This is a genomic window from Corynebacterium bovis DSM 20582 = CIP 54.80 (genome assembly GCF_030408615.1).
In the GTDB taxonomy this organism is placed as follows: domain Bacteria; phylum Actinomycetota; class Actinomycetes; order Mycobacteriales; family Mycobacteriaceae; genus Corynebacterium; species Corynebacterium bovis.
In genome coordinates this window covers 883,717-902,701 of the sequence record NZ_CP047187.1, presented here as the reverse complement: position 1 = coordinate 902,701, position 18,985 = coordinate 883,717, and the positions used below count along the sequence as shown (strand labels likewise).

Below are 18,985 nucleotides of genomic sequence, written 5' to 3'. Positions count from 1 at the left end.
CCCCCGGCGCAGCCCCTCCCCCGGCACGCCACGCCGCCACCCTGCGCCACCCTGCGCCACCCCGCCGCCAGCCCGGCCTCCGCGGTGACCGCACCCCGGGCCCGGCCCGCAGCGTCCCTCCGGGACCCGCTGTGCGGCGTCGGGTGCGCGGTATCGTGGGCTGCGGACAGCAGGTCAGGTGCGCGTCAGGTCCGGCGCGCCCGGCCTGCGGCAGCCGTACAGACACCCCGGCCCGGGAGGGTCGGACACACACCCCGGCCCGGCAGGGCCACGGACATGACGAAGGTGAATGATGAGCGACAACGAGTACCGCATCGAACACGACACGATGGGTGAGGTCAAGGTCCCCGCCAAGGCGCTGTGGCGGGCCCAGACCCAGCGCGCGGTGGAGAACTTCCCCATCTCCGGCCGCCCGCTGGAGTCCGCGCAGATCCGCGCGATGGGCCTGCTCAAGGCCGCCTGCGCCCAGGTCAACCTGGACCGCGGGCTGCTCGACGAGACGAAGGCCACGGCCATCATCGAGGCCGCGAAGGCCATCGCCGAGGGCACGTACGACGACGAGTTCCCCATCGACGTCTTCCAGACGGGCTCCGGGACCTCGTCGAACATGAACACCAACGAGGTCATCGCGTCGCTGGCGAAGCAGAAGGGTGTCGACGTCCACCCGAACGACGACGTCAACATGGGCCAGTCGTCGAACGACACCTTCCCCACCGCGACCCACGTCGCGACGACCGAGGCCGCGGTGAAGACCCTCATCCCGGCGCTCCGCCAGCTCCAGCAGTCCCTCGAGGCGAAGTCCACCGAGTTCGCCGAGGTCGTGAAGTCCGGCCGCACCCACCTCATGGACGCGGTGCCGGTGACCCTCGGCCAGGAGTTCTCCGGGTACGCCCACCAGATCGCCGCCGGGATCGAGCGGGTGGAGGCGACGCTGCCCCGCGTCGGCGAGCTCCCGATCGGCGGCACGGCGGTCGGCACGGGGCTGAACACCCCGGCGGACTTCGGCGCGAAGGTCACGGAGGAGCTGCGGAAGCTCACGGGCCTGGACTCCCTCACCGAGGCCCGGAACCACTTCGAGGCGCAGGCCGCGCGCGACGGCCTCGTCGAGATGTCCGGCGCCCTGCGGACCCTGGCGGTGTCCTTCACCAAGATCGCCAACGACATCCGGCTCATGGGGTCCGGCCCGCTGACCGGCCTCGGCGAGCTGCACCTGCCGGACCTCCAGCCGGGGTCGTCGATCATGCCGGGCAAGGTCAACCCGGTCCTCTGTGAGACGGCCACCCAGGTCGCCGCGCAGGTCGTGGGCAACGACGCCGCGATCGCGTTCGGCGGCGCGCAGGGCCACTTCGAGCTCAACGTGTTCATCCCGATGATGGCCCGCAACGTGCTGGAGTCCATCACGCTGCTGGCGAACACGTCCCGGGTCTTCGCCGAGCGTCTCGTCGACGGGCTCGTCGCGAACGTGGAGCACATGCGGACCCAGGCGGAGTCCTCCCCGTCGATCGTCACGCCGCTGAACTCGGCGATCGGCTACGAGAACGCCGCGAAGGTCGCGAAGACCGCCCTCAAGGAGGGCAAGACGATCCGCCAGACCGTCATCGACCTCGGTTTCGTCCCGGACACCCTGTCCGAGGAGGAGCTCGACGCGCGCCTCGACGTCCTCGCGATGACGAACTCGGACCGCAACCGCTGACCGGACCGCCCGGGCACGCGCCCGCGGCCCCGACCCACGACCGGGTCCCCCACGCCGACCGTCCCCACCCGGGGCGGTCGGCGTCGTCGTTCCTCCCCGACCCCCGTGACCGGCCCGGACCGGTGACCGGGGCCCGCGTCCCGCCGGCGGCACCTGCGGGCGGGGTGTCGGCGGCCACCACCCCACCCACCCCCGATAAGGGGTACCTGAAGCACGCTCACTAATGTTGCATTGCATGCATAATTGCACAGAGTGTAGAAATGTGCGGTGACCGCGAATCAGACAGCATGTGGATCAGGCGACGGCGGATCCAGACAACCGGGACTCCGGGAACGGAAGCGCCGTGAGACCCGACTGCGTATCGAGGACTGCGCGACCCGCCTGATCCTGGAACGCGGGCTGGATCAGGTCACACTCGAGGAGATCTGCGCCGAGGCGGACGTAAGCCGCCGGACGTTCTTCAACTACTTCGACTCCAAGGACCAGGTCGCCGCCGGAACCGGTGTCCCCCCGCTCAGCGGGACCGTCCTCCGCAGCATCGCGGAGACCGACACCCCGAACATCCTGCGCGACGTCCTCCGCGCCATCGGCGACGCCGTCGACCACTCCCCGGAGACGTCACTCGACCTCTCCCCGGACCGGGAGACGACACTCGCGATCCGGCGACGCCGCAGCGACATCTTCCGGGACAACCCGTCCCTGGCCGTCGCGGCACAACGGCGCTTCAACGCCATCGCCCGGGACCTGACGGCGGCCGTGGAGTCCCACCTCACCGCGTTCCCCCACCGACGGGCGAGCACCGGCATCCCGGTCCACTCCGAGGCCGTGCTCGTCGTCTCCCTCGTCCGCGAGTGCCTGTGGCTGACCTCGATGGCCGGGATCCCGCGCCGGGACGACCACACCACGAGGACCAGCTCACTCATGGAGACCGGACGCCTCATGACGGCGTTCGCCGCCACCTTCACCGACGGGTGGCCCCCGGAGCCCTAGGCGAGGCCCCGCCCCCGCGACCGGCCCCACCGGGCCGGACCCGCGGCCGACCAGACCATACCGGGCGTGACAGACGCCCGGGACAACGACAGTGCACGACGACAAGCCCCGTCAGCGGCACCGCCGCGAAGAGAGAGAAGGTACACATGAGCAGTCCGTACGAACCCCGGCACAGCCTGCCGGGGGCTGACGACGACGGCGCCACCGCGACGCCGGAGACCTCCACCGGAGGTGAGGCGACGACCGGCGCGGGCCGCCACCAGCTCCCCGACGACCCCGCCACGGCACCGGCCGACACCGCGGCCGCGCCCTCCACCGTGGCCACGGCCGACGGTGACGCCCCGGCGACCGCCGTCGGCGCCGCCCTCGACGCCCCCGCGAAGGAACGCAACAACGTCCCCGTGGTCTTCGCCTGCCTCATGATCGGCATGCTCATGTCGTCGCTGGGGCAGATGATCTTCTCCACCGCCCTGCCGACCATCGTCGGTGACCTCGGCGGCGTCGAGCAGATGAGCTGGATCATCACGATCTTCCTCATGACCATGACGATCGGCCTGCCGATCTACGGCAAGCTCGGCGACCAGATCGGCCGCAAGCCGCTCTACATCTTCGCCCTGTCGATGTTCCTCCTCGGCTCGGTCATCGGCGGCTTCGCCCAGAACATGAACATGATGATCGTGGCCCGTGGCGTCCAGGGCATCGGCGGCGGTGGCCTCATGGTGCTCTCGCAGGCCATCATCGCCGACGTCGTCCCCGCCCGGCAGCGCGGCAAGTTCATGGGTGTCATGGGCGCCGTGTTCGGCCTGTCGTCCGTCCTCGGCCCGCTGCTCGGCGGGTTCTTCACCGACGGCCCCGGCTGGCGCTGGACCCTGTGGTTCAACATCCCGCTCGCCATCATCGCCATCGTCATGGCGGCCCTGTTCCTCCACCTGCCGAAGCGCGCGACCGGCCTCGACATCGACGTCTGGGGCACCGCGACCCTCGCGGTCGGCACCGCCAGCCTCATCCTCGTCGCGACGTGGGGCGGTCGCCAGTACGACTGGGCGTCGGCCCAGATCATCGGCCTCAGCGTCCTGACGGTCGTGTGCATCGTCGCGTTCGTCCTCATCGAGCGGCGGACCCGCTCCCCGCTCATCCCGATGCACCTGTTCGGCGTGCGCAACTTCGTGCTGTCCACCATCGCGGGCTTCATCGTCGGCATCATCATGTTCGGCACGCTGAGCTACATGCCGACGTACATCCAGATGGTCCACAGCATGTCGCCGACCCGGGCGGGTCTCATGATCCTGCCGATGATGGTGGGCCTCATGCTCACGTCCATCACCGTCGGGCAGTTCGTGTCCCGGACCGGCCGCTACAAGTGGTTCCCGGTGCTCGGCATGGTCGTCACCGCCGTCGCGATGGTCTTCATGGGCCGCCTCGAGGCGCACGACTCGCTGACGCACCTCGGTGTCATCCTGTTCGTCTACGGCTTCGGCCTCGGCTGCACGATGCAGATCATCGTCCTCATCGTCCAGAACGCCTTCCCGGTGTCCATGGTCGGCACGGCGACCGCGTCGAACAACTTCTTCCGCCAGATCGGCGGTGCGCTCGGCTCGGCCGTCGTCGGGTCGGTCTTCACCCACCGGCTGTCCGCCTCGATCGCGGACAACGCCCCCGACGCCTTCCGGGCGGCGGCCGCCGAGGTCGGCCCGGAGAAGGCCGGCGCCCTGGCCCAGATGTTCGAGAACGGCGGCGCGCACAACCTCACGCCCAGCACCCTCTCCACGCTGCCGTCGGCGGTGCACGAGATGATCCTGCAGGCGTACAACAGCGCGCTCACCCCGGTGTTCATCGCGCTGGCCCCCGTCGTGCTCGTCGCGGCGATCGTCCTGGCCTTCAACCGGCAGGACGAGCTCGCCGAGACCGTCGAGTAGCTCCTCCCCCCCCACCGTCCCGAGAGGGTCGGCCCCGCGTCAGGACGTCGCGGTGCCGACCCTCTCGGCGTACTCGGCGAAGGCGGGGCCGTCCTCCAGGACCTTCTCCATGAGCACGATGTCCCGCCACCGGCCGGCCATCGGCCCGTACTCCATGTGGGACATCACGTGCGCCACCCCGATCTCCCGGAACCCCCGCGACCGGTGGAGACGCAGCGAGCCCTCGTTCTCGGGGAAGATCGACGAGTGCATCACCCAGCAGCCCTTCTCCGCCGCCGCGGCGAGGAGCGTGTCGAGCAACGCCCCGGCGACCCCGCGGCCCGCGGCGTCACCGGCGACGTAGATGGAGTCCTCGACGACCCCGCTGAACACCTCACGGTGCGAGGCCCGGGACGCCGCGGTCCAGCCGATGACCCGGCCGGACCGGTCGTCCTCGGCGACGAAGGCGAGGTGCATCCACCGGTTCGCCATGAAGTTCTCCCAGTCGGGGGCCTCACGCTCGTACGTCGCGTGGCCGGTGTCGATGCCCTCCTGGTGGATCTCCCGCACGCGGGGGTGGTCCGCCTCCGTCATCCTGCGGACGCTGAACCCCCGCCGACGGTCTGCCGTGGCGGTGTCGGTGGAATCTGCCGTCCCTGTCCCGGTCGCTGTCATGGGGGCGATTCTGCCTGACGCGGTCGGCCCGGCGCCACCCACGCAGCCGTGAACGGACATCACCGCGCTGCCCGCGTCGTCCCCCTCCCCTCTCAGCCCTTCTCCAGCAGGCCGGTGACCAGTTCCGCGATGGCGGACCGCTCCGAGCGGGTGAGCGTCACGTGGGCGAAGAGCGGGTCGCCCTTGAGCTTCTCGATGACCGCCTGGATGCCGTCGTGACGGCCCACCCGGAGGTTGTCCCGCTGCGCCACGTCATGGGTGAGCACGACCCGGGAGTTCCGCCCCAGCCGGGACAGGACGGTGAGGAGGACGTTGCGCTCGAGGGACTGGGCCTCGTCGACGATGACGAAACTGTCGTTGAGGCTCCGCCCCCGGACGTGCGTGAGCGGGAGCACCTCGAGCAACCCCCGGTCGTCGATCTCGGCGAGGGCGTTCTCGCTGACGACCCCCTCCAGCGTGTCGTACACCGCCTGGGCCCACGGGTTCATCTTCTCCGACTCGCTGCCGGGCAGGTAGCCGAGGTCCTGGCCGCCGACGGCGTAGACGGGGCGGAAGACGACGATGCGCCGGTGGATGCCCCGCTCGAGCACGGACTCCAGGCCCGCGCACAGGGCGAGCGCGGACTTCCCCGTGCCCGCGCTGCCGCCGAGGGAGACGATGCCGACCTCGTTGTCGAGCAGCAGGTCGAGCGCCACCCGCTGCTGGGCGCTCCGGCCCCGCAGGCCGAAGGCCTCCTGCCCCACCGGGACCTGCCGCAGCATCCCGTCGCCGACGACCCGGGCGAGCGCCGACTGCGTGCCCGACGTCAGCTGCACCCCGCAGTGCACGGGCAGCTCGTCGAGCTCCCGGCCGTCGACGGTGAGCATCCCCGTCGCGTCGACCTCCCCGGTCTCGTACAGGGTGTCGATGACCGAGGACATGACCTCGGCCCGGGCCATGCCGTTGTAGCCGGTGAGGACGACGTCCTGGGCGTGGTACTCGTCCGCGTCGAGCCCGACGGCGCCGGCCTTGACGCGCAACGGCACGTCCTTCGTCACGAGCGTGACCGCGGCCCCCTCCGCGCGGAGGTTGAGGGCGCAGGCGAGGATGCGGTGGTCGTTCTCGTCGGTCCGCAGGCCCGTGGGCAGCACGGACTGGTCGACGTGGTTGAGCTCCACCTGGACCGTGCCGCCCTCGTCGTTGACGACCGAGGGCAGGTCGAGCCGCCCCGTGGACCGTCGGAAATCCTCGAGCAGGCCGAGCGCCTGGCGCGCGAACCACCCGAGCTCCGGGTGGAAGCGCTTGCCCTCGAGCTCCGTGACGACGACAACCGGGAGGATGACCCTGTGCTCGGCGAACTTCAGCAACGCCCAGGGGTCGGACAGCAGCACGGACGTGTCGATGACGTAGGTGCGCAGGTCACTGGCCTGGTCCCCGGGGGCGGAGTCCGCGGTGCGCCCGGAGACGTCCGGGGTGTCGTGCGGGGTGGCGGCAGCGCCGGGCGCGGCGGGCCCGGCGACGTCGGTGGTGCGGGGGTCCGCCCCGGTGGCGGTGGAGGTGAGCGGCGTGGTGGTCGACATGAGGGAAGCTCCTCGATCGGGTCGGAGGCCGGACCGGTGGGCGGCCATCCCCGGGGGAGAACACGGTCCCGGGGTGGGGTCCGGCCGTGTGGACCCGAGCGTAGGCAGGATGCATGGAAATGACATTGTTGTCAGATGAACATCGGGTGAATCGTCCGTGCACCCCGCGGCGGTGCCGCGCAGCCGCCGGATTCCCGCCGCGGACATCCCCCGGGCCCCGGCCCCGCATCCCCCCGCGCAGCCGCCGCATCCCCCGCATCCCCCGGACACACGCCGACGGGGAGGCCCGTCATGGACCTCCCCGTCAGTGACCGTCAGCGGCCGTCAGGGCGTGAGCCCTGCGCGGCGTCGACCTCAGTTCGTCGCGTCGGCGGCGGCGTCGTCGCCACCCTCACGCGGCTGGGTCGAGGCGGTCCAGTTGCCGGCCTCGTCCTTGGTCCAGGCGAGGTTGCCGTTCTCGAAGGACTGGGTCCAGCCCTCCTGCGCGGAGCCCTTCTCCGGGGCGGTCGGCAGGCCGATCGGGTTCTCCAGGCCACCCTGCTCGACCCAGGTGCGGCCGATCATGCCGTTGAGCGGGACGGAGGAGTGGTCCTTGGAGTAGGCGACCCAGTTGTCGTTCTCGAAGGTCGCGAGGACCTTGCCGTCCTCACCCTCGTCGACGCTCACGAGCTTGCCCCACTCGCCGGACTCGCCGCCGGCGTTGTCCCACGCGGTCTGGACGTCCTTGGGGAGCTTGACGTCCTTGCCGTCGGCGGTCTTCGCGTCGACGGTGCCACCGGCCATGTCGCCGGCCTTCTCCTTCGCGTCGGTGGCGGCGGCGCCGGCCTTGTCCTTCGCGTCGCCCGCCTTGTTCTTGGCGTCGTCGGCGGCGTTGCCGGCCTGGTCCTTCGCGTCGTTCGCGGCGTCGCCGGCCTTGTCCTTGGCGTCGCCCGCGCTGTTCGCGGCGTTGTCGGCGGTGTCCTTGGCGTCGTCACAGGCGGCGGCGCCGAGCAGCAGGCTGGCTCCGGCGACAACGGTGACAGTGCCCTTGATCAGAGTCTTCTTCATGGTCGACATCCTTTCGTCTGTGCGCCGTCTCCGACGGGTACCGCGGTGGGTCTCCTCCGCGGACCGGAGTCCGGACGCTCACGTCAGTTGATAATCCATTTCGTAGGATTCGCCATCCACATGTACCACAGAATTACGTCCGTGCGCCGTGAACACCCCACCCGCGAATCCCACCCACCATGATCGCATTTCCTTCACAGTTCGTCAGATCATTTTCCATCGTTCCAGTTCATGCGGCCATTTCGCGGCCGATTCACAGCGTGACCGGTCGTACTCCAGTCGAAATACCGTCGCGTGAACGTCACAATTCCATCACGGAATGATTACAGATTGCGGTCGAGCACAGCGTCGTCACCGGGCCCCCGTCGCCGCGGCTGTCGCCGAAACCGTCGCCGAAACCCCCACCGAAACCCCCGCCAGAGCCTCCACCGACCCCGTCACCGCCCCCTCAGCGCGACCGTCGCCCCGCCCCTCCGCGCGACGCCCGCCCGCCCCGGGAACCGTCGCCGCCCCGGGCACCGTCACCGCCCCGCGCGCCCCGCGCGAGCGTCTGCCGGGTGCTGCCCTCCCCCCGACCGCGGCACACGCCGACGAAATCCTGGATGACCGCGGAGTCGTCCTCGACCCGCCACACGACGGCGACCCGCGTGCCGGGCACGCCGTCGAGGTCCCGGTGCACCACGCCCCGGCGGTTGACCGCGCGCAGCAGCGGCCGCGGGGCGACGACCACCCCGACGTTCGCCGCGACGACGTCCAGGTGCCCCCGGACCGCGGCGCAGTCGACGTCCCCGTCCGGCGGGGTCTCGTAGAGCACGGTCTCATCGGCGAGGTCGGCGACGTCGACCGTGTCGAGCACGGCCACGGGGTGGTCGGCCGGCGCGGCGACCCCCGGGGTCTCGGTGTAGAGCAGGACCCGGTGGTGGACGTCGGTGTCCACGTCCGCGTGCGGCAGCCGCATGATCGCCACGTCGGCCAGCCCGGCGTCGACGGCCTCCAGCGGGCGGTCGACCTCCGCCGCCGCGACGGTCCAGCCGGGGGTCCTGCCGTCGAAGCGGGCGAACCACTTGCCGGGCACCACGCCCGGACTGAAGACGACCTTGAGGTACGACGTCCCCCTCCCCCGCGACGCCGCCTCCTCCCCGGAGGACGTGTCGCGGCGGGGCGCGGCCCCGGCGGCGGGCCGGCCGGGGGTGTCGCGGCGGCGCTGCTCTGTGGTGCGCCGGGACGGGGTTGCTGACCGGCCACGGGCGGGGGTCCGACCGGGGCGGCCGGGCGTGCGGTTCGACATGCGGCCATCCTACGTCCGGCGCACGGCCGGCCCGGCCGGCGACCGCGCCACGGGAGCGGCGGACCCCACACCGTAGAGTGGGGCGCATGACCGAGACGCCGACCAGCTCAGACACCGGGTCCGCCCACGGTGGGCCGCCGATGAAGCCGCTCACCGCGGCGAAGAAGCTCGCCATCTACCTCCCCGCCGCCCCCGCGGAGTTCCGGGAGACCCCGCTCAGCCACGACGCCTTCGTCGCGCTGCAGAAGGATCCGCCGGAGTGGCTGCGCACGTTGTGGCGCGAGGGCCCGCACCCGCGGCCGGAGGTCGCGCGGCGGCTCGGCGTGACGATCGCCGCGCTCAAGCGCAACGACCTCGACCGGCCGTTGACGAGCGAGGAGATCAGCCGGCTGCTCGCCGCGCCGCCGGAGTGGCTCACCGCGGAGCGCCGGCAGTTCGCGGAGCAGAAGGGCGCGGCCGCCGCGGACGACGCCGGCACCGGCGACACGAACCCGGACGACGGGCCCGGCGCCGCGGCCGGACGCTGAGTCCACCGCCCGGGACCTGCACGGACCCGCCCACGGGAGCGCACCCCCGGGTCCCGCACGGCGGCGACGGCCGCCCCACGGGCGGACACACGACGGAGGCCCCGCCACTGTCCCGGGGGACGGTGGCGGGGCCTCGCGCCTGATCCGGGCCGGGTGACGAGCCCGGTGGTCCGGATCGGTGGGACCGTGTCCCGGCGGGTGACGAGTCCGCCGGGCAGAGGATCCCCGGTGCCACATCGCGGCCGGCTGGTGCGCCCAGGGAGCGCGTTGGAGGTGTGCCACAGGTACGGCGCGGGTCACCCGGTGAGAAGAGGAAGCCGAGTGACGTCTGCTGAACCTGCAAACCCTGGGCACCAGCCGCAACGCGGCTGATCCACAACTGCAGTGCATCGAGGTGACTAGCCTTCGACACACCACAGAGGTTAGCCAAGCCTCAACCGGGGTGTCAACAATTAGCGCACACTCATGTTGCCTAAATTCCCTCCGACCGCTCCGACCTGCACGGATACCCGCCGTGCAGCCATTCCGAAGCCACCCCCGTCCGCTACCCCATAGCGTTCCGTCGACCCCCGACCCCACGGGAGCACCCCGGGGCGACCGGCGGCCACCGGCCCGCGGACGGTCCCCCGACGTCGCACCCCCGCACCCTTCAAGCTAATATGTTCATAGCAATTGGCGAGACGTGGGTCACAGTCCCCCGTCATGGAGGGCATTCCTCATAACGCACGGTTCCGCACCGCACTACCTGCGCGGTTCCGCACCGCACGCGGTCTCGTCGAGGCACCGTAGCCGCGACCGTCGGATCACGGTCCCGGCCGACACACCGGAAGGACGCCATGAAGAACTACCTGCCCCGCACCATCTTCGAGGACGAGCACGAGATGTTCCGCGACACGTGCCGCGGTTTCGTCGAGTCGGAGATCAAGCCGAACGTCGACCGCTGGCACGAGCAGGGATACTGCGACCGGGAGATGTTCCAGAAGGCCGGCCAGCTCGGACTCCTCGGCATCACCGCACCGGAGGAGTTCGGTGGCGGCGGGATGCCGGACTACCGCTTCAACGCGGTTCTCACCGAGGAGCTCGCCCAGGCGGACTCCGGGTCGATCATCGTCGGCATCCAGACGATCAACGACCTCGTCGTACCCTACCTCGAGCGCTTCGCGAACGACGAGCAGAAGGAGCGGTTCCTCCGCCCGCTGTGCGCCGGCGAGAAGATCGCGGCCATCGCGATGACGGAGCCCGGTGCGGGCGCCGACCTCGCGGGGATCCGCTCCGTCGCCAAGGAGGACGCGGACGGCAACTTCATCCTCAACGGCGCGAAGACCTTCATCTCCAACGGTGTCCAGGCGGACTTCACCATCGTCGTCGCCATCACCGACCCGGAGAAGGGCCGCGCGGGTGTGTCCCTCCTCATCGTCGAGGACGGCATGGAGGGCTACACCAAGACCGGCCCGCTGAAGAAGGTCGGCCTGAAGTCCCAGGACACCGCCGAGCTCTCCTTCGAGAACGTCACCGTCCCGCCGGAGAACCTCCTCGGCGAGCGCGGCGCCGGCTTCGGCTACCTGCGCACGAACCTCGCGCAGGAGCGGCTGTCCATCGCCGTCGGCTCCCTCGCGACGTCCCGGCGGGCCTTCGACCTCGTCTACCAGCACTCCCAGGACCGCAAGACCTTCGGTGAGCGGCTCATCGACCACCAGGGCTACGGCTGGGAGCTGGCGAAGATGGCCGCGTCCATCCAGTCGGCGCAGTGCTTCGTCGACGCCGCGATCGCCGCGAAGGTCGAGGGCACCCTCGACGAGGTCGCCGGCGCGATGGCCAAGTACCACACGACCGAGCTCCAGGTGGAGGTCGTCAACCGTGCGGTCCAGCTGCACGGCGGCTACGGCTTCATGCTCGAGTACCCGATCGCCACCCACTACCTCGACACCCGGGTCCAGCCGATCTACGGCGGCCCGAACGAGATCATGCTGGAGATCATCTCCCGCCGCCTCGCCAAGGGCGGGAAGTAGGCTCCGTCCCCCGGCCGGGTCCCCCGCGGCCCGGTCGCGGGGGGTGACCCCCGGAGACGACGACGGCCCCCTCCACGGACACACGTCCGGGAGGGGGCCGTCGCCGTGCGGTCACGGCGTGCGCCGGCGGCGCGGGGCCGGCGTCAGGGCACGGTCACCCCGGTCGCCGTGCGGTCACGGCGTGCGCCGGCGGCGCGGGGCCGGCGTCAGGGCACGGTCACCCCGGTCGCCGGCGGTCGGGCGGGGCCGGTCACTCCCCGGTGAACTGCGGCGCGCGCTTGGCGAGGAAGGCCTCGATCGCCTCGCGGTGGTCGGCGGTGCGGGAGAGCCGCTCCTGGGCGGCCGCCTCCCGGTCCGCGGCGGCGAGGACCGCCTCCGGGTCCTTCACGAGGGCCTTGATCTCCCGGTAGGACGCCGTCGGCCCGGCGGCGAGGCGGCGGGCCAGCCCGCCCACCCGCTCGGCGAGCTCACCGGCCGGGACGACCTCGGTCACGAAGTCCGTGGCCTCCGCGGCGGGGATCTTCTCGTCGGTGAGCAGCATCTCCAGCGCCCGGGTGGCGCCGACGGTGTCCGCGAGGGAGCGCGACAGGCCGCAGTCCGAGGCGAGGCCGACGCCGGTGAACGCCCCCTTGAACGAGGCGGTGTCCGCGACGATGCGGAAGTCGCACGCCATCGCGATCGCCCAGCCGGCACCCGCGGCGGGGCCGTTGACGGCGGCGATGACCGGGACGGGGATGCTCAGCAGGGCCTTGACCATCGGGTTGTACTCGCCGGTGACCTTGTCCTGGCCCGTGCCCGCCTTCATGTCGGCGAGCTGTTCGCGGAGGTCCTGCCCCGTGCAGAACGCCGCGCCGTCGGCGGTGAGGACGACGGCGCGGACGCGGTCGGCGACCGGGACGTCCGTCGAGCAGTCCGCCGCCGCGGACTCGAAGGCCGCGCGGAGCTCCCGGCGGAGCTCGGAGTTGAGGGAGTTGTGGGCGTCCGCACGTGTGATCGTGATGGTGCGGACGCCCTCGGTCGTGTCGGTCGTCACAAGGCTCATGGCCCCCAACGTTACCTGACGGTGACCCCGGCCCGCTCCAGTTCAGCGAGGGCCCCCCGGCCGCCGTCCTCCGTCACGGGCGCACAGAGCCGGCCGATGACCGTCGTGGAGAACCCCTCGTCACGGGCGTCGACGGCCGTGGCCCGGACGCAGAAGTCCGTGGCGATCCCGACGACGGTCACGTCCGTGACCCCCGCCCGCCGCAGCCAGTCGGCCAGCGCCACGGGGGCGGCGTCGTCCCCCACGACCTCACCCCCGGCGGCGGCCCCGGCCGCACCGGCGGCGGTGACCCCCGCCCCGTCGGCGGCGTCGACCCCCACGGCCTCACCCCCGTCGCCGGGGGCGAGATGCCCCTCGAACCCGGAGTAGGAGGCCGTGAACTCCCCCTTCCGGAACCAGGCGGTGATCCGGGAGGTGTCGAGCGCCGGGTGCGTCCGGGCCCCCCACGTGCCGACGACACAGTGCGGCGGCCACGTCACCTGGAAGTCCGGCTCCTCCCCCGGCGGGGCGAAGTGCCCCTCCGGGCGGATGTGCCAGTCGAGGGTGCCGGCGATGACGTCGTACTCGTCCCCGTGATCGGCGAGGTACCGGCTGATGTCCGCGGCGACGTCCGCGCCACGTGCGGTCCCGAGGGACCCTCCCGCGCAGAAGTCGTTCTGCACGTCGACGACAAGCAGGGCCCGGCGCCCGGACCGGCCACGGGGGGCGTCCATCAGGCCAGCTTCCAGTCCTCGAGGCCCGGGTACAGCGGGAACCGGGCGGCGACGGCGTCGACGCGGCTGCGCAGCGCGGCCGTGTCGGCGTTCGTCCCCTGCGCCAGCGCCGTCGCGATGACGTCAGCGACCTCGGTGAACGCCGCGGCGTCGAGACCCCGGGACGCGAGGGCGGACGTGCCGATGCGCAGGCCCGACGTGACCATCGGCGGACGCGGGTCGAAGGGCACCGCGTTGCGGTTGACGGTGATGCCGACCTCGTGGAGCAGGTCCTCCGCCTCCTGGCCGTTCATCTCCGAGTTCCGCAGGTCGACGAGGACGAGGTGGACGTCCGTGCCGCCCGTGAGCACCCGGACCCCGGCCTCGGCCGTGTCCGTGCCGCCGAGCCGCTCGGCGAGGATCTGCGCGCCCTCGATCGTCCGGGCCTGGCGGTCCCGGAACTCGTCGGTCTGGGCGACCTTCATCGCCACCGCCTTCGCCGCGACGACGTGCATGAGCGGCCCGCCCTGCTGGCCGGGGAAGACGGCGGAGTTGATCTTCTTCGCCCACTCCTGGCGGGCGAGGATGAGACCGGACCGCGGCCCGCCGAGGGTCTTGTGGACCGTCGTCGACGTCACGTCGGCGAACGGCACCGGGCTCGGGTGCAGGCCGGCGGCGACGAGACCCGCGAAGTGGGCCATGTCCACCCACAGCTTCGCGCCGACCTCGTCGGCGATGGAGCGGAAGGCCTCGAAGTCCTGGTGGCGCGGGTAGGCGGACCAGCCGCCGATGAGCACCTGCGGCCGCTCCGCGAGGGCCTGCTCACGGACCTTGTCCATGTCGAGGCGCATCGTCTCCGGGTCGACCTCGTAGGCGGCGACCTCGTAGAGCTTGCCGGAGAAGTTCAGGTGCATCCCGTGGGTGAGGTGCCCGCCGTGGGCGAGGGACAGACCCATGATCTTGTCCCCCGGGTTCGCCAGCGCCATGAGCACGGCCGCGTTCGCCTGCGCGCCGGAGTGCGGCTGGACGTTCGCGAACTCCGCGCCGAAGACGGCCTTCGCCCGGTCACGGGCGAGGTCCTCGATGACGTCGACGTGCTCGCAGCCGCCGTAGTAGCGGCGGCCGGGGTAGCCTTCGGCGTACTTGTTCGTCAGGACCGAGCCCTGCGCCTGGAGCACGGCACGAGGGACGAAGTTCTCGCTGGCGATCATCTCCAGGGTGTCGCGCTGCCGGGACAGCTCGCCGGCGATGGCCTGGGCCACCTCCGGGTCGAACTCCCCCAGGGGCTGGTTGTGCTGGTCCTGTGAAGTCATGGGGCCTCTCTCACGGTTGGTGTCGGCGGTCGGGCCGTCGCCCGGCTGTCGGAGCCCGACGGTCGGCGGGCACGCCGCGTCGGACGGGGACGGCAGTCCCCTGACATCCTATCCCCGCGCACGGTGACCCGGGAATTTCGGTTCTGCGGTGACCGGGAGCACAATGGGGCGCATGTCGCCGACCGACCCGAGTCCGTACGTCGAACTCAACCGCAACCAGTGGCAGGCCCTCCGGCAGTCCATGCCGCAGGTGCTCAGCGAACGCGAGCTCGACGAACTCCGGGGCATCGGCGAGGAGATCGACCTCGACGAGGTCAGCGAGGTCTACCTCCCGCTGTCACGCCTCATCGACCTGCGCGTCCAGGCCCACCGCCGCCTCAACGAGGCCACCGCCACGTTCCTCGGCGAGCCCATGCCCCGGGTCCCGTTCATCATCGGGGTGTGCGGGTCGGTCGCCGTCGGGAAGTCGACGACGGCACGTCTCCTCCAGGTCCTGCTCCAGCGGTGGGAGTCCAAACCCCGCGTCGACCTCGTGACGACGGACGGCTTCCTCTACCCCGCCGAGGAACTCCGCCGCCGCCGCATCATGGGCCGCAAGGGCTTCCCCGAGAGCTACGACCAGCGCGCCCTCCTGCGGTTCGTCACCGCGGTGAAGTCCGGGGCCGCCGAGGTCGCCGCCCCCGTGTACTCCCACGAGGCCTACGACCGCACCGGCGAGCAGATCATCGTCGACCGCCCGGACATCCTCATCGTCGAGGGCCTCAACGTCCTCCAGACCGGGCCCACCCTCATGGTGTCCGACCTGTTCGACTTCTCGGTGTACGTCGACGCCGGACGCGAGGACATCGAGGACTGGTACATCAACCGCTTCCTCAAGCTCAAGAACACGGCGTTCCAGGACCCGGACGCCTACTTCCACCACTACGCCTCGATCTCCGACGAGGACGCGACGATGATCGCCCGGGAGATCTGGCAGACCGTCAACCTGCCGAACCTCATGGAGAACATCCTCCCGACGCGGGTCCGCGCGTCGCTCGTCCTCCGCAAGGGTTCCGACCACCTCGTGGAGACCGTGCGGCTGCGGAAGATCTGAGCCCGCAGGGCGGGGTTCACCGCGGGCGGGGCGGGGCTCACCGCGGGCCGGGGTTCACCGCGGGGCGGGGTTCACCGCCCGAAGCGGCGGTGGCGCTTCGAGTAGTCCCTCAACGCGCGCAGCAGGTCGATCCGGCGGAAGGCGGGCCAGTACGTGTCCGTGAACCAGATCTCCGAGTACGCGGACTGCCACAGCAGGAACCCGGAGAGGCGCTGCTCCCCCGAGGTGCGGATGACGAGGTCCGGGTCCGGCTGGCCCGACGTGTAGAGGTGGTCGCCGATGGCCTCCGCGGTGATCCTCCCCGCGAGCTCCCCGGCCGGCACGCCCTCCTCCGCGAGCTCGCGGACGAGGTTCTGCACGCCGTCGACGATCTCCTGGTGCCCCCCGTAGCCCACCGCGACGTTGACGCGGACCCCCGTGTGCCCGGCCGTCCGCGCCTCGGCCTCGGCGAGCCGGCCGCGCAGCGCCTCCGGCAGCAGGTCGAGGTGCCCGACGACGTGGAGGCGGAACCGCCCGCGCGCCCGCGCGAGCTCGTCGGTGACGTCACCGATGATGTCGCAGAGCAGGTCGATCTCGTCCTTCGACCGCTTGAGGTTCTCCGTGCTCAGCAGCCACACGGTGACGGTGTCCACCCCGAGCTCGTCACACCAGTTGACGACCTCGACGAGCTTCTGCGCGCCGACGCGGTGCCCGTGGGAGACGTCGGTGAACCCGCTCTCCCGGGCCCACCTCCGGTTGCCGTCGCACATGATCGCCACGTGCTTGGGCACGGGCAGGCCACGGAGACGCCGGGCGAGCCGGGCTTCGTAGAGCGGGTAGATGATGCGGGGGCCGCGGAAGGTCACGGGTGCGATCCTAGTTGACGGTGGCGGGGAGCTGACGGGTCCGGTCCGTGCCGCGCCCGTGCGGCGCGGCGGTGGCGGACCGCAGGGTCACGCGCCGGGGCGGTCCCCCGGACCGGCGGCGGGCCGCCCCTCCCCCGACGGCGTGGCACCGGGGGCGGTGTCCGCGGCGTCGTCGGAGAAGGTGAACCGGCTGGTGGCCCCGTCGGGAACCTCGGTGCGGGCGGGAAGGGCGTCCGAGCCCTTGACGCGCTCGTCGAACCCCTCCTCCTTCATGAGGCGGTCGAGGGTCTCGGTGTCGAACAGGTCCACCCCGTGCCGCTCGGCGAACGCCCGGCGCCGCTCGAGGCGACGGATGCGCCGGTTCATGAGCACCCCGATCGTCAGGACGACGATGAGCAGGGCGATGATGACGAACAGACCGACGGGCGAGGCCTTGCCGAACTCCGGGCCCTGGGGCTTCGGGCGCTCCGCCTGGGCGAGGACGAGCGGGACAGTCACGTCGTGGACCGTCCCGGCGACCGTCGCCGACAGGGTGGACATGGGCATCATGTGATCCGCCTACTCCCCGGACCCGTGGTCCGTGCTCTGCTCGTGCTGGCTCCGGTCCCCCTGGGACCGCCCGTCCGCGGCGCGGACCAGGTCGTCACCCTCCATCGTCGCACGGTCCGGCTGTCCGTCGGCGGAGACCCCCTCGAACAGGTCCGTCTCCATGCCGTCGGCGGGCAGCGTCGGCCCCACCCGGGAGGCCGCGAGCTCGAACTCCTCCGTCGGCCACACCTCCTGCTGGAGCTCGGTCGGGACCGCGAAGAACGCGCCCGCCGGGTCGATCTGGGTGGCGTGGGCGCGCAGCGCGTCGTCCCGCGCGGGGAACCAGTCCCCGCACTCCACCCGGGTCGTCACCCGCTCGTAGATGTCCGGCATGGACCGCCACCGGCTGAACAGCGGCGCGTCGCCGCCGAGGCCCCGCTCCTCCATCGCGCGGGTGAGGGCCTCGAACCGGCGGCGGACGAAACCGTGGCTGTAGTACATCTTCGACACCGCCCACGGCTCCCCGAGCTCCGGGCGGTACCCCGGGTCGGCGGCCCGGTCCCAGGCCCGCACCGACACCTCGTGGACCATGACGTGGTCCGGGTGCGGGTAGCCCCCGTTCTCGTCGTAGGTCACGAGGACGTGGGGGCGCAGCTCACGGATGAGGGCGACGACGCGCGCCGCGACCTCGTCGACGTCCTGGAGCGCGAAGCAGCCGTCCGGCAGCGGCGGGGTCGGGTCCCCCTCGGGCAGGCCCGAGTCGACGTACCCCAGCCACCGGTGGCGGACGCCGAGGGCCGCGGCGGCGGCCGCCATCTCCTCACGCCGGACGTCGGCCATGCGGTCGACGACGCCGGGCCGGTCCATCGCCGGGTTGAGGATGCTGCCCCGCTCGCCGCCCGTGCAGGTGACGACGGTGACCTCCGCCCCCTCGGCGGCGTAGCGGGCCATCGTCGCCGCCCCCTTGCTCGCCTCGTCGTCGGGGTGGGCGTGGATCGCGAGCAGCCGGAATCCTGTCTTCGGTGTCTGCACCTTGTCGTCCCTCACCTTCATCACGTGTGTCGGCGTCGGTGCCCCGTCGCGCGGAGCGGGTCCGGCCGGGTCGCCGCAGGCTCCGCCGGAGTCTGCCGGGTCCGGCCGGGTCCTGCCGGTCTCCGCCGGAGTCCGCCGGGTTCGGCCGGTTCCTGCCGGACTGTGCCGGACTGTGCCGGTGCGTGCCGGTGCGTGCCCCGGCCACGGCATACCCGTCCATTCAACCGTCTGCCGCCCCCGAGTTCCAACTTCCCCCGGGCGCGCCTACCATGACCGACATGAGCACTTCGGCGCCTCAGGCGCGCTACGGGTCCCGCCGCAGCCGCGGGGTGAGCGGCAAGTTCGTCGTCATCGGGGTCGTCGTCCTCGTCATCGCCGTCGGCGTGTACGTCGCCGCGCAGTACCGCAACTCCACCGCGGCCGACGTCAACGGCACGGCCGCCGGCTGGACCCGGCCCGACGGGGGCGACAGCCTCCGGCTGACGCTCGACATCACCCGTGACGACCCCTCCCAGCCCGGGTACTGCGTCGTCACCGCCCTCGACTACGGCAAGAACGAGGTCGGTCGCCGAGAGGCGGTCGTCGCCTCCGGTGGGGACTCGACGACGCGCCTCATCATCGACATCCCGACCCACGGGGAGCCGGTCGCCGGGCAGGTCTACGGATGCTCCTCGGTGCTGCCCTCCTACCTGCCGGACCGCACGACGGAGTCGGTGGCCTGACCCCCCGGGGGCCGGCGGGCCGACCCCGGCCCGGA

The 18,985-nt window shown here is 71.8% G+C and carries 17 protein-coding genes; 7 read left to right on the top strand and 10 right to left on the bottom strand.

Going from position 1 to position 18,985, the window contains the following annotated elements:
- The first annotated feature begins 292 nt into the window (after positions 1-292).
- From CBOVI_RS03565 to CBOVI_RS03555, 3 genes are all read left to right on the top strand, one after another.
- A complete protein-coding gene (locus CBOVI_RS03565) occupies positions 293-1,693 on the top strand; it encodes a class II fumarate hydratase (protein WP_010267679.1) in 1,401 nt (466 codons plus the stop codon).
- A gap of 267 nt (positions 1,694-1,960) precedes the next feature.
- The gene (locus CBOVI_RS03560; RefSeq protein ID WP_010267682.1) at positions 1,961-2,683 is read left to right on the top strand and encodes a TetR/AcrR family transcriptional regulator; all 723 of its coding nucleotides are present in this window, start codon (positions 1,961-1,963) and stop codon (positions 2,681-2,683) included.
- Positions 2,684-2,829: 146 nt separating this feature from the next.
- On the top strand, positions 2,830-4,599 hold the full coding sequence (locus CBOVI_RS03555) for an MDR family MFS transporter (protein WP_010267683.1): 1,770 nt from the start codon (positions 2,830-2,832) through the stop codon (positions 4,597-4,599).
- 39 nt (positions 4,600-4,638) lie between these two features.
- On the opposite strand, the gene CBOVI_RS03550 is transcribed toward CBOVI_RS03555, so the two are convergent.
- The 4 genes from CBOVI_RS03550 to CBOVI_RS03535 all read right to left on the bottom strand — a co-directional run bounded on the left by CBOVI_RS03550 (position 4,639) and on the right by CBOVI_RS03535 (position 9,147).
- Positions 4,639-5,253, bottom strand: coding sequence for a GNAT family N-acetyltransferase (locus tag CBOVI_RS03550; protein ID WP_083826021.1), 615 nt, complete (start codon positions 5,251-5,253; stop codon positions 4,639-4,641).
- A 92-nt stretch (positions 5,254-5,345) separates the two neighbouring features.
- Entirely contained in the window at positions 5,346-6,812 is a 1,467-nt protein-coding gene (gene phoH2 / locus CBOVI_RS03545) for an RNA 5'-3' helicase PhoH2 (protein WP_010267685.1), read from the bottom strand.
- 354 nt (positions 6,813-7,166) lie between these two features.
- On the bottom strand, positions 7,167-7,859 hold the full coding sequence (locus tag CBOVI_RS03540) for an LGFP repeat-containing protein (protein ID WP_010267687.1): 693 nt from the start codon (positions 7,857-7,859) through the stop codon (positions 7,167-7,169).
- Between the two features lie 448 nt (positions 7,860-8,307).
- Positions 8,308-9,147 carry a LysR substrate-binding domain-containing protein gene (locus CBOVI_RS03535; RefSeq protein WP_010267689.1) on the bottom strand — a complete coding sequence of 280 codons (840 nt, stop codon included), beginning with the start codon at positions 9,145-9,147 and terminating at the stop codon, positions 8,308-8,310.
- A gap of 86 nt (positions 9,148-9,233) precedes the next feature.
- On the opposite strand from CBOVI_RS03535, the gene CBOVI_RS03530 reads away from it, so the two are divergent.
- The gene (locus CBOVI_RS03530) at positions 9,234-9,674 is read left to right on the top strand and encodes a DUF5997 family protein (RefSeq protein ID WP_010267691.1); all 441 of its coding nucleotides are present in this window, start codon (positions 9,234-9,236) and stop codon (positions 9,672-9,674) included.
- A gap of 836 nt (positions 9,675-10,510) precedes the next feature.
- Complete coding sequence (locus CBOVI_RS03525; protein WP_010267693.1) at positions 10,511-11,683, top strand: acyl-CoA dehydrogenase family protein; 1,173 nt, start codon at positions 10,511-10,513, stop codon at positions 11,681-11,683.
- Positions 11,684-11,933: 250 nt separating this feature from the next.
- On the opposite strand, the gene CBOVI_RS03520 is transcribed toward CBOVI_RS03525, so the two are convergent.
- From CBOVI_RS03520 to glyA, 3 genes are read right to left on the bottom strand one after another with little or no spacing between them, the layout of a single operon-like run.
- A complete protein-coding gene (locus tag CBOVI_RS03520; RefSeq protein ID WP_029157826.1) occupies positions 11,934-12,725 on the bottom strand; it encodes an enoyl-CoA hydratase/isomerase family protein in 792 nt (263 codons plus the stop codon).
- Positions 12,726-12,736: 11 nt separating this feature from the next.
- Positions 12,737-13,438 (bottom strand): isochorismatase family protein, encoded by a 702-nt coding sequence (locus CBOVI_RS03515; protein WP_010267698.1) that lies wholly within the window; start codon positions 13,436-13,438, stop codon positions 12,737-12,739.
- The gene (gene glyA, locus CBOVI_RS03510) at positions 13,438-14,730 is read right to left on the bottom strand and encodes a serine hydroxymethyltransferase (RefSeq protein ID WP_010267700.1); all 1,293 of its coding nucleotides are present in this window, start codon (positions 14,728-14,730) and stop codon (positions 13,438-13,440) included. The genes CBOVI_RS03515 and glyA overlap by 1 nt, the downstream gene beginning before the upstream one ends.
- A 163-nt stretch (positions 14,731-14,893) precedes the next feature.
- Between glyA and coaA the strand changes: the two genes are divergently transcribed.
- A complete protein-coding gene (gene coaA / locus CBOVI_RS03505; RefSeq protein WP_010267703.1) occupies positions 14,894-15,823 on the top strand; it encodes a type I pantothenate kinase in 930 nt (309 codons plus the stop codon).
- 71 nt (positions 15,824-15,894) lie between these two features.
- On the opposite strand, the gene CBOVI_RS03500 is transcribed toward coaA, so the two are convergent.
- The 3 genes from CBOVI_RS03500 to mca all read right to left on the bottom strand — a co-directional run bounded on the left by CBOVI_RS03500 (position 15,895) and on the right by mca (position 18,249).
- Complete coding sequence (locus CBOVI_RS03500; protein WP_125172634.1) at positions 15,895-16,668, bottom strand: isoprenyl transferase; 774 nt, start codon at positions 16,666-16,668, stop codon at positions 15,895-15,897.
- Between the two features lie 87 nt (positions 16,669-16,755).
- A complete protein-coding gene (locus CBOVI_RS03495) occupies positions 16,756-17,208 on the bottom strand; it encodes a hypothetical protein (RefSeq protein WP_183273751.1) in 453 nt (150 codons plus the stop codon).
- An 18-nt stretch (positions 17,209-17,226) separates the two neighbouring features.
- A complete protein-coding gene (gene mca / locus CBOVI_RS03490; RefSeq protein WP_010267712.1) occupies positions 17,227-18,249 on the bottom strand; it encodes a mycothiol conjugate amidase Mca in 1,023 nt (340 codons plus the stop codon).
- 257 nt (positions 18,250-18,506) lie between these two features.
- Here mca and CBOVI_RS03485 point away from each other — a divergent pair, with 257 nt between their 5' ends.
- On the top strand, positions 18,507-18,950 hold the full coding sequence (locus CBOVI_RS03485; protein ID WP_043361246.1) for a DUF4307 domain-containing protein: 444 nt from the start codon (positions 18,507-18,509) through the stop codon (positions 18,948-18,950).
- The last annotated feature ends 35 nt before the right edge of the window (positions 18,951-18,985 follow it).